Below are 9,939 nucleotides of genomic sequence, written 5' to 3'. Positions count from 1 at the left end.
GAGCCGTGCCCGGCTCCCCGCGCCGACCGCCCCCGCAGCGGCCCCGGCCACCCGGCGTCCCGACCGGCCCCGCCGCGCTGGCAGAATTGACCCCGTGATCGACGCACGACGGCTGCGGACCCTCCGGGCCGTGGCCGACCACCGGACGGTGACCGCCGCGGCGGCCGCGCTCTACCTCACCCCGTCCGCGGTCTCCCAACAGCTCGCCGCCCTGGAACAGGAGACCGGCCACACCCTGCTGGTCCGCGCGGGCCGCGGCGTCCGGCTCACCGCCGCCGGCGAGATCCTGCTCACCCACGCCGACGCCGTCCTCGCCCAGCTCGAACGCGCCGAGGCCGACCTCGCCGCCTACGACTCCGGCGCGGCCGGCGAGATCACCGTCGCCGCCTTCGCCACCGGCATCGCCCTCGTCCTCGCCCCCGCCGTCGCCGCACTGGCCGCGACCGCCCCCGGCCTGCGGGTCCGGGTCCTCGACGCGGAGGGCGACGCCAGCCTCCCGATGCTGCTCGACGGCCGCGCCGACATCGCCGTCGCCGTCGAGTACCGCGGCGCCCCGCGCCCCGACGACCGCCGCCTCACCCGCCTCCCGCTGTACGCCGAACCCTTCGACGCCGTCCTCCCGCTGCACCACCCGCTGGCCGCCCGCCCCGGCCCGGTCGCCGTCGCCGACCTCGCCGCCGAACCCTGGATCGGCCCCTACCCCGGCAACCCCTGCCACGACGTCGTCCTGCTCGCCTGCGAACACGCGGGCTTCCAACCCCGGCTCGTGCACTCCTCCGACGACTTCCGCGCCGTCACCGCCCTCGCCTCGGCCGGCGCCGGCGTCGCCCTCGTCCCCCGCTCCGCCCTGCGCGGCACCGAACCCGGCGCCGTCGCCGTCCGCCCCGTCGACAGCCCCCTCGCCACCCGCCGGGTCTTCGCCGCCACCCGGGCCGGCGCCGAGCGGCACCCGCTGATCAGCCCCGTCCTGAGCGCCCTCGCCGAAGCCGCCGGACACCTCGACCACCCGGCCTGAGCAAGCGTCAATTCCCCTGCCGGGCAGTCGAGTCGACCGGTGTGCGATCGACGGCGGACGCCCCCGCAAGGGTATGCACGGGGCGCCTCGCCTCCCTATGGTCCAGTCCATGTGGACGAGATCACGAGTGGGCGGACGCCTGCTGGCCGCCGGGTTCGCGCTGGCCCTGACCCTGACCGGAACGGCGGCGGAAGCGGCCGCGGAGCGCCCCCGGCCACCGGTGTGGACGGACTGCCCCGCCGACCCGTCCGGAGCCCCGGTCGACCCGGCGCTGCGCTGCACCACCGTCCGGGTGCCGCTCGACCACCGGCGGCCGCACGGGCCGACCATCGAGATCGCGGTCTCCCGGCTGCCCACCGCCAAGCCCGGCCTGCGGCGCGGCGTCCTGGTGCACAACGGCGGCGGCCCCGGCCTGCCCGGCCTCCACCTGCCCGGCGCCATGGCCGCCGGCTACCCGCGCGAGGTGCTCGACCGCTACGACCTGGTCGGCTTCGACCCGCGCGGCGTCGGCCGCAGCACCCCGGTGACCTGCGGACGGACCCCCGCCGAAGTGCCCTGGCAGCAGGTCTTCCCGTTCCCCGCCCCCGACGGCTCGATCACCCCCAACGTGCGCTTCGCCCGCGACCTGGCCCGCGACTGCCTCGCCGCCGGCGGCGACCTCGTCCGCCACCTCACCACCGCCGACACCGCCCGCGACCTCGACCTGGTCCGCGCCGCCCTCGGCGAACCGCGGATCTCCTACCGGGCCGTCTCCTACGGCACCTACCTCGGCGCGGTCTACGCCCAGCTCTTCCCCGGCCGCACCGACCGCTTCGTCCTCGACGGCAACGTCGACCCCGCCGCCACCTGGCAGGAACGGCTGGCCGGCTGGGACGCCGCCACCGAACTGCGCTTCGCCGACTTCGCCGCCTGGGCCGCCGCGCGCGACGCGGACCTGCACCTCGGCGCCACCCCCGCCGCCGTCCGCGCCGACTACCTCGCCCTGGCCGCGAAACTCGACCGCACCCCGGTCAACCACCCGCAGGCCGGGCCGGTCGACGGCAACCTGTGGCGCACCCTCTACCGCCTCGACAGCTATCACACCGCGCTGTTCCCGGAGATCGCCGACTGGTGGGGCTACCTGGCCGCCGACGGCGCCGCCCCCGTCCCCTACTGGTGGCTCGGCAAGCCCGACACCCCCGGCATCCCCGCCGACAACGACATCGCCGCCTTCGTCGCCGTCCTGTGCAACGACACCCCCGCCGACCGCGACCCCGCCCGCTACCAGCGCGCCGTCACCGCGAGCCGGGCCCGCAACCCGCTGCTCGCCGGGATGGGCGCCAACATCCTGCCCTGCGCGTTCTGGCCCGCCCCCGCCGAACCCGCCGTCCGGGTCACCGGCCGCGGCCCCGCGAACATCCTGCTGCTGCAGACCACCCGCGACCCCGCCACCCCGTACGCCGGCGCCCTCGGCATGCGCGCCGCGCTCGGGCAGCGGGCCCGGATGGTCACCGTCGACGGCGGCAACCACGGCGCCTACGACCCCGCCACCCCGTCCTGCGCGGTCCGCGCCGCCGACCGCTTCCTCGCCACCGGCGCCCTGCCCGCCCACGACCTCGGCTGCCGCCCCGACCCGGCCCGACCGTCCGGCCACCGCGCCTGAAACCCCGTCAGCCCTCCCTCCGCGCCGGATAACCGATCGACCGCACCCGGCGCCGCCTGCTAGTTTCCGGTCACGGACCAGACGGGTCGGGAGGAGGCACCGAGGTGGAGCAGCAGGAGCAGGAGCAGGAGCAGGAACAGGCGCGGGAGCCGGAGGCCGCCGACCGCCCCGCCCCGTCGCGGGCCGAGCGGCGGGCCGCACTGGTCGCCCGGATCCGGGCGGCGAACGCCGAGACGCTGGAGAGGCTGGCCGAGCTGTGAACGGGCACGTCACCGACCACCTGGACGAGGAGGACGTCGTGTACCTGCTGGGCGGCTCCGCCCTGGTGCGCGAGCCCTCGCTGCTGCACTCCGCGCTCGGCCGCCCGCGGGCCTCGGCGTTCGGGGCGGACGCCTACCCGGACGCGTGGGCCAAGGCGGTCGCGCTCGGCGAGTCCCTCGCCCGCAACCACCCCATGACGGACCGGAACAAGCGCACCGCGTTCGAGTCGATGCTGCTGTTCCTCGACTACAACGGGCAGCCCTACGCCGACCCGCACCCGGACGAGGCCGTGGCCTTCGTGCTGCGCCTCGCCCAGGGCGGCTACGCGGGCCGGTTCGCCGAGGCGACGGCCGACTTCCGCCGGATGCTCGGCGGGCCCGCGACGGAGACCGCGCCGACGACCGAGACGGGGCCCGCGCCGGTGGCCGGTTCCTGAGGCAGCCTTCGTACGCGTACTGCGGGAGCCGCCCCGGGCGGCTCCCGCACCGACGCGAATCGGCCGATCCAGCGGCGTTCCGACAGCTCAACGAGCGTCCTGGCATATGCTGCCGGGTGGTCAGGGACGACCACCACCCATCCTCGCAGGAGTACCCGATGAGCGATCACGAGACCGGCCGCAGCACCACCCCGATCCCGGTCGGCGTCATCGGCCTCGGCGACATCGCGCAGAAGGCGTACCTGCCGGTCCTCGCCGCCCAACCCGGCCTCGACCTGCGGCTGATGACCCGCGACCGGGCCAAGCTCGACCGGATCGGCGACGCCTACCGCCTCCCGTTCCGCACCACCGACCTGGGCGAACTGATCGACTCCGGCATCCGCGCCGCGTTCGTCCACGCCGCCACCGACCAACACGTCCCGATCGTCGAGGAGTTGCTCACCCGCGGCGTCGACGTCTACGTGGACAAGCCGCTCGCCTACGACCTCGACGGCGCCCGCCGCCTGGTCGCCCTCGCCGAGCACACCGGCCGCTCCCTGCTGGTCGGCTTCAACCGCCGCCACGCCCCCGGCTACCTGCTCGCCGCCGAGCGCCCGCGCGACCTGATCGTCCTGCAGAAGCACCGCGAGGGCCTGCCCGAACGCGCCCGCACCCTGGTCTACGACGACTTCATCCACGTCGTCGACAGCCTGCGCTTCCTCGTCCCCGGCGAGATCGAGCACGTCGACGTCCGCTCCCGCACCCGCGACGGCCTGGTCGAGCACCTGGTGCTCACCCTCGCCGGGCGCGGCTTCACCGCCCTGGGCATCATGAACCGGGTCTCCGGCTCCACCGAGGAGATCCTCGAAGTATCCGGCGCCGACTCCAAGCGCGAGGTGCACAACCTTGCCGAGGTCGTCGACCACCGCGGCCAGCCCACCGTCCGCCGCCGCGGCGACTGGGTCCCGGTCGCCCGCCAGCGCGGCATCGAACAGGTCGTCCTGCACTTCCTCGACGCCCTCCGGGCCGGCAAGACCCTCGACGCCACCGACGCCCTGCGCACCCACGAACTCTGCGAACTCGTCGTCGAACGGATCGAAGCCGCCGCGTCCTGAGCCCTTCCCCCCGCGCCCGGTCCGGCCCTCGGCTACGATGCCCGCAGGGCCGTGACTGGCGCACGGGTGGAGCACCACCGGGGAGCGGCCGCACCGCCGTTGCCGCGCGCCTGGGCGAACTCACCACGAGACCCAGGGAGTCGCACCCGTGACCGAACGCCCCCTCCTGATGGACGGCACTGCCCCCGCCCGCCGCCTCACCGACGCCACCGCCGCCGCGGCCGCCGACCTCCGCCTGCGCACCGGCGTCACCCCCTGCCTGGCCACCGTCCTGGTCGGCGAGGACCCGGCCTCCGTCACCTACGTCCGGATGAAGCGCGCCCGCTGCGAGAAGACCGGCATCCGCTCCCGCCACGTCCCGCTCCCCGCCACCACCAGCACCGCCCGACTCGTCGACACGCTCGGCGAGTTGTCCGCCGACCCGGCCGTCCACGGCATCCTGCTCCAGCACCCGGCCGGCCCGCAGGTCGACGAACGCGCCGCCTTCGAGGCCATCGACCCGGCCAAGGACGTCGACGGCGTCACCACGCACTCCTTCGCCGCGATGTCCTTCGGCCTGCCCGGCTTCACCTCCTGCACCCCCGGCGGCATCATGCGCCTGCTCGACGAGTACCGGGTCGAGTTGGCGGGCAAGCACGCCGTCGTGGTCGGCCGCAGCGCGATCCTCGGCAGGCCCGCCGGCATGCTGCTGCTCGCCCGCGACGCCACCGTCACCTACTGCCACTCGCGGACGGCCGACCTCCCCGCGATCCTCCGCGAGGCCGACGTCCTGGTCGCCGCCGTCGGCAGGCCCGAACTCGTCCGCGGCGAACACCTCAAGCCCGGCGCGGTCGTCGTCGACGCCGGCTACAACCCCGGCAACGTCGGCGACGTCCACTTCGCCTCGGCCGCCGAGCGCGCGAGCCTGATCACCCCGGTGCCGGGCGGCGTCGGCCCGATGACGATCGCGGTGCTGCTGGCCCAGACCGTGGAGGCGGCGACGCGTCAACTCGGCCTGGGGTAGCGGCTGCCGGCCGGCCGGGCACGGCCGCGGGGCTCGCGGCGGAAGCAGGCCACGTCGTTGTGGAAGCCGACGACCAGGCTGCCGTCGGACGCGAACGCGACGGCGGCCGGCGCGTCGGCCCGGATCACGGCGAGCGCCGTGCGGTGCTGGAGGTCCCAGAGCCGCACGGTGTTGTCCGAGCTGCAACTGGCCGCGACGGGGCGGCCGTCCAGGACGGTGCAGGCCACCGCCTCCACGGTGTCGGTGTGGCCGACGAGCGACCCGAGGGCCTCCCCGGTCGCCAGGTCCCACAGGTGGACGGCACCGTCCCAGCTCCCGGCGGCGACGACCGGCCGCCCGTCGAGAACGGCGCACGCCACCGACGCCACGGGGCTGTCGTGCCGGACGAAGGGCTCCTCGGCGGACTGCCCGGTGGCCAGGTCCCACACCCGTACGGTCTCGTCCCAGCTGCCGGTGACGGCGACCGGCCGCCCGTCCAGGACGGTGCAGGCCACCGCGTTCACCCGGCTGGTGTGCCTGGCGGGGGAGTCGCCGACGGCTTCCCCGGTCGCCAGGTCCCGCACCCGCACCGTTCCGTTCCAGCTGCCGGTGACGGCGACGGGCCGACCGTCCGGGAGGGCGGCACACGCCAGCCCCTCCGTGACATCGACGCGGTCGTCGGGCCACTCGGCGACGAGCCGTCCGGAGCCCAGGTCGCGCACTTCCAGCTTCTCGCCCCAGGGGCTGACGAGGACGGCGGCCCTGCCGTCGATGACGGTGCACGCCATCGCGAACACGTTCTCGGTGGCGAAGGACCCGTTGACGGGTTGTCCGGTGTCCAGGTCCCACGCCCGTGCGGTGTCGCCCTGGCTGCCGGTGACGGCGACGGGTCGGCCTTCGAGGGTGGTGCAGGCGACCGCCTTGACGGAGCTGGTGTGGCCGTCGAGGGGTGACCCGACGGGTTCTCCGGTGTCCAGGTCCCACACCCGTGCGGTGCCGTCCCGGCTGCCGGTGACGGCGACGGGTCGGCCTTCGAGGGTGGTGCAGGCGACCGCCTTGACGGAGCTGGTGTGGCCGTCGAGGGGTGGCCCGACGGGTTCTCCGGTGCTCAGGTCCCACACCCGCACGGTGTGCTCCTGGTCGATGGACACGGCTACGGGCCTGCCGTCCAGCAGGGTGCACATCACCGTGCGGACAGGAGGGCCGACCGTGACGGCTCGGAGCGCGCCGTCCACGACGACGTACGTCTCCACGCTCGCGGGAGCGGTGGGAGGCGGCTCGACGGGCTGTCCGGTGGCGAGGTCCCACACCCGTGCGGTGTGGTTCCAGTCGCCGGTGACGGCGATCGGCCGCCCGTCCAGGACGGTGCAGGCCACCGCGTCCACGGGACTGGTGTGGCCGGTGAGGGGTTCGCCGACGGGCTGCCCGGTGGTCAGGTCCCACACCCGTACCGTGTTGTCCCAGCTGCCGGTGACCGCGACCGGCCGTTCGTCGAGGACGGTGCAGGCCACCGCGTCCACGGGGCCGGTGTGGCCGGTGAGGGGTTCGCCGACGGGCTGCCCGGTGGCGAGGTCCCACACCCGTACCGTGTTGTCCCAGCTGCCGGTGACCGCGACGGGCCGCCCGTCCAGGACGGTGCAGGCCACCGCGTCCACGGAGCCGGTGTGGCCGGTGAGGGGCTCGCCGACGGGCTGCCCGGTGGTCAGGTCCCACACCCGTACGGTGTCGTCCTTGCCGCCGGTGACCGCGACCGGCCGCCCGTCCAGGACGGCGCACGCCACCGCCTCCACCGCCCCGGTGTGCCCGGTGAGCGTGTCGCGCAGGGCGGGGCCGAAGGTGCTGCCGGTGGCCCAGGCGGGCGTCCAGGTGCCGGGCGGGAGGTGGCGGACGAACTCGCGCCGGAGGCCGTGCGCCCCGGCCCGCGCCGCTTCGAGGGCGAGCACCTGCCGCCGGACGGACGGTTCGGCGTCGTGGTGCAGGTGCAGTCCCGTCCGGTAGACGGCCGCGTTCAGCCGGGCGGTGTCCGACCGGGCGTGCCGCAGGTACGGGGTGAGCCCGCGCGGCACCGCGTGCACCAGGTACCCGCCCTCGCCCAGGACCTCGTCCAACCGCCCGGCCCCGGCCGCGTGGTGGGCCAGGTGGTGCAGCGCGTAGGGGTGCGCCCGCGACCAGTCGGGGGTGCCGTCGGCCCGGCAGGGCAGCCGTTCGGTCAGCACGCGCGCGTACGCGGCGTGCACCGCCTCCGCCCCGACGCCCTCCCGCAGGTGCTCGGCGAGCGCCTCGTGGTAGAGCCGGTACGCCGAACGCCCGTCCTCGGTGGCCTCGACCACGTACGAGCCCGCGTTGCGGCGCAGCCACACCACGTCCTCGTCGTGGTAGGGGCGGCCGGCGATCGCCGCCGCCAGCGGGGCCCAGAGGTCCTCCCACGGCAGGCCCTGGCCCTGGGCGTGGGCGAGCGGGCGGAGCAGGTCCGCGGCGCGGGCCGCGTCGGGGCCCAGGCGCCGGCGGAGGTCCGCGCGCATGGCGTCGCCCGCCCGGCGGGGGAGCGCGGCGCGCCAGGCGGGGTCGTCGACGTCGGCGACGGCGGGCGCGGCGGCGAGGGTGCCGGCGGTGATCCGGGCGACCAGGAAGGAGTGCCCGGCGGCGCGGGCCACCTCGCGGGCGACGGGTCCGACGGCGGACGGGCGGCGGCGGTAGGGGGAGCCGCGGTGCGCGCGCAGCAGGGTGCGGGCGGCGTACGCGGCGAGGGCGTCGGGGTCGGCGTAGCGCGGGGCGTCCAGGTCGACGATCCGGTCGTCCGCCAGGTGCAGCCGCGGCAGCAGGTAGGGCCGCGTCCCGAGCAGCAGCCGCACCCGGCCGCCGGCGTGCCGCAGCAGCGGGCGCAGCACGGCGGCGCACAGGCTCTCCGGCGTGGCGGCCTCGTCCAGCGCGTCGATCAGCACCGTCAACGGCCTTGCCCGGGGCTGCCGTTCGAGCTCCTCCAGGAAGGTGCCGACCGTTCCGGCCCGGACCCGGGCGGCCGCGCACAGCGCGTCCAGCACGTCCGCGTCGGTCAGCCGCTGCGCGTAGACGGCGGCGTCCAGCGCGCCCGGGGCGAAGAGGCCGGCGGGCAGGCCGAGCGCGTGCAGCGGGACGGTGCGGTGCCGCTCGGGGTGGGTGAGCGCGGCGACCAGGCCGAGCACGGCGGTCTTGCCCGAGCCCGGACCGGCCGTGACGGCCTGGCAGGGGGAGTCCCCGTCGAGCCAGGCGGCCAGCTCGGTGAGCGCGGCGTGCCGTCCGCTGAACCACCAGCCGGGTTCGCCCTCCCCGGCGCCCTGGTGGTAGCCCATGGCGCGGATCAGCAGCCGGTTGACGAACTCGGTCTCCCGCCGCCGGTCCTGCTCGTCGAACGCGGCCTCCCGCTGCACCGAGAGGTCGACCGCGTTGAGGCGCGCGTCGTGGCGCGGATTGGGCAGGAAGCCGGGCGGCTCGCCGTCCAGGCCGAGCATCGACAGCGAGACCCGCTGGTACGCGGGCCGGTCGGGGGAGTCGTTCATGTGCTGGACGACGGAGTTGACCGACAGCGTGTCCGGGCCGTGGCCGGCCACCGCCAGGTGGTGCACCGCGTCGGCGAGCAGCTCCGGGAACAGCCCGGCCACCGCCTGCTGGTGCGGCTGCGCGGAGGAGACCACGACCAGCCCGGAACCGGCGGACGCACCCCAGCCCTGGCCGAGCCGTTCCAGCGCGGCGGCGGCCAACTGGTCGCCGCCCAGGCCGACGTAGCAGGCGTCCAGCATCAGCAGCACCCGCCGCACCCGGGTGTCGAGCACCAGCGCCCGGGTCAGCTCCGCGGTCGGCAGCGAGGTGTACGTGCGGCGCTGCGGGTCGGTGTCGGCGGTGAGCAGGACGTGCTCGTCGTTGCTCTCCAGCACCTCGCCGTGGCAGGACAGGTAGACCGCCAGCAGGTCGTCCTCCCGCCGCTCCGCCGAGGTGCAGAACTCGTTCAGGGCGTCGGTCAGCCGGCGCTTCGTCGGGTTGGCCGGCACGCAGTCGGCGTGGTGGTAGCCGAGCCCGGTGAACAGCGCCGTCACCCGGTCGCGCGCCGCGACCAGCTCCGGCCGGTCCCACTCCCGGTGCTTGGGGTACTCGGCCACCGCGACGGAGATCAGGTACCGCCGCGGCCCCCCGTCCTCCGCACCGCTCACGCCAGCCCCTCGGCGATCGCCGCCCCGCACAGCGCGTCGGTCAGGTACGAGGTCGCGTCGTGCGCGTGCGCCCCGTTCTCCAGGACGCCCGCGCGCAGCCGCCCGCCGAACAGCGGACGCAGGTCCTTCACCAGCGCCACCACGTCGCCCGTCGCGGCCAGGTTCGTCCAGGCCAGCGCCTCCCCGCCGGGCCAGGCGCCGGTCCCGGCCGGTCCGGGCGCGGGCTGCAGCCGGTCGAAGACCAGGTTGCGCACGCCCAGCGGCGAGCCGATCGTCACCAGCGCCCGGACGCCGTGGCCGGGCAGCGCGCACAGCGCCTCGTAGG

The 9,939-nt window shown here is 76.0% G+C and carries 7 protein-coding genes, 1 pseudogene and 1 riboswitch; of the genes and pseudogenes, 6 read left to right on the top strand and 2 right to left on the bottom strand.

The window, feature by feature from the left end; translation table 11 throughout:
- The first annotated feature begins 94 nt into the window (after positions 1 to 94).
- The 6 genes from ACFUEL_RS27445 (at position 95) to ACFUEL_RS27420 (ending at position 5,451) form a co-directional block, all read left to right on the top strand.
- Positions 95 to 1,015, top strand: a complete 921-nt coding sequence (locus ACFUEL_RS27445; protein ID WP_380239442.1) for a LysR family transcriptional regulator — start codon at positions 95 to 97, stop codon at positions 1,013 to 1,015.
- A 109-nt stretch (positions 1,016 to 1,124) separates the two neighbouring features.
- Positions 1,125 to 2,657 carry an alpha/beta hydrolase gene (locus tag ACFUEL_RS27440; protein WP_380239441.1) on the top strand — a complete coding sequence of 511 codons (1,533 nt, stop codon included), beginning with the start codon at positions 1,125 to 1,127 and terminating at the stop codon, positions 2,655 to 2,657.
- A 104-nt stretch (positions 2,658 to 2,761) separates the two neighbouring features.
- Positions 2,762 to 2,917, top strand: a complete 156-nt coding sequence (locus ACFUEL_RS27435) for a hypothetical protein (RefSeq protein ID WP_380239440.1) — start codon at positions 2,762 to 2,764, stop codon at positions 2,915 to 2,917.
- Positions 2,914 to 3,354, top strand: a complete 441-nt coding sequence (locus tag ACFUEL_RS27430) for a type II toxin-antitoxin system death-on-curing family toxin (RefSeq protein ID WP_380239439.1) — start codon at positions 2,914 to 2,916, stop codon at positions 3,352 to 3,354. The genes ACFUEL_RS27435 and ACFUEL_RS27430 overlap by 4 nt, the downstream gene beginning before the upstream one ends.
- Before the next feature lie 194 nt (positions 3,355 to 3,548).
- The gene (locus tag ACFUEL_RS27425; RefSeq protein WP_380239444.1) at positions 3,549 to 4,448 is read left to right on the top strand and encodes a Gfo/Idh/MocA family protein; all 900 of its coding nucleotides are present in this window, start codon (positions 3,549 to 3,551) and stop codon (positions 4,446 to 4,448) included.
- 41 nt (positions 4,449 to 4,489) lie between these two features.
- A riboswitch (ZMP/ZTP riboswitch) is annotated at positions 4,490 to 4,571 on the top strand.
- A 46-nt stretch (positions 4,572 to 4,617) separates the two neighbouring features.
- A complete protein-coding gene (locus ACFUEL_RS27420; RefSeq protein ID WP_380239443.1) occupies positions 4,618 to 5,451 on the top strand; it encodes a bifunctional 5,10-methylenetetrahydrofolate dehydrogenase/5,10-methenyltetrahydrofolate cyclohydrolase in 834 nt (277 codons plus the stop codon).
- Here the strand turns inward: ACFUEL_RS27420 and ACFUEL_RS27415 are convergent.
- Both ACFUEL_RS27415 and ACFUEL_RS27410 read right to left on the bottom strand, forming a co-directional pair.
- Positions 5,433 to 9,614, bottom strand: a complete 4,182-nt coding sequence (locus ACFUEL_RS27415) for a caspase family protein (protein WP_380239438.1) — start codon at positions 9,612 to 9,614, stop codon at positions 5,433 to 5,435. The two genes, ACFUEL_RS27420 and ACFUEL_RS27415, sit on opposite strands and share 19 nt — an antisense overlap.
- Positions 9,611 to 9,939, bottom strand: a pseudogene (locus ACFUEL_RS27410) (hypothetical protein); the annotation flags it as partial. The pseudogene ACFUEL_RS27410 and the gene ACFUEL_RS27415, both read right to left, overlap by 4 nt.

Source organism: Kitasatospora sp. NPDC057198, assembly GCF_042670125.1.
GTDB lineage: Bacteria > Actinomycetota > Actinomycetes > Streptomycetales > Streptomycetaceae > Kitasatospora.
Note: the sequence above shows the minus strand (reverse complement) of the source record. Positions and strands in the feature narration are given on the sequence as shown.

Bases quoted from the DNA above. Each gene is read 5' to 3' on its own strand.
- ACFUEL_RS27440 (WP_380239441.1), top strand. From the start codon at position 1,125: ATGTGGACGAGATCACGAGTGGGCGGACGCCTGCTGGCCGCCGGGTTC.
- ACFUEL_RS27420 (WP_380239443.1), top strand. From the start codon at position 4,618: ATGGACGGCACTGCCCCCGCCCGCCGCCTCACCGACGCCACCGCCGCC.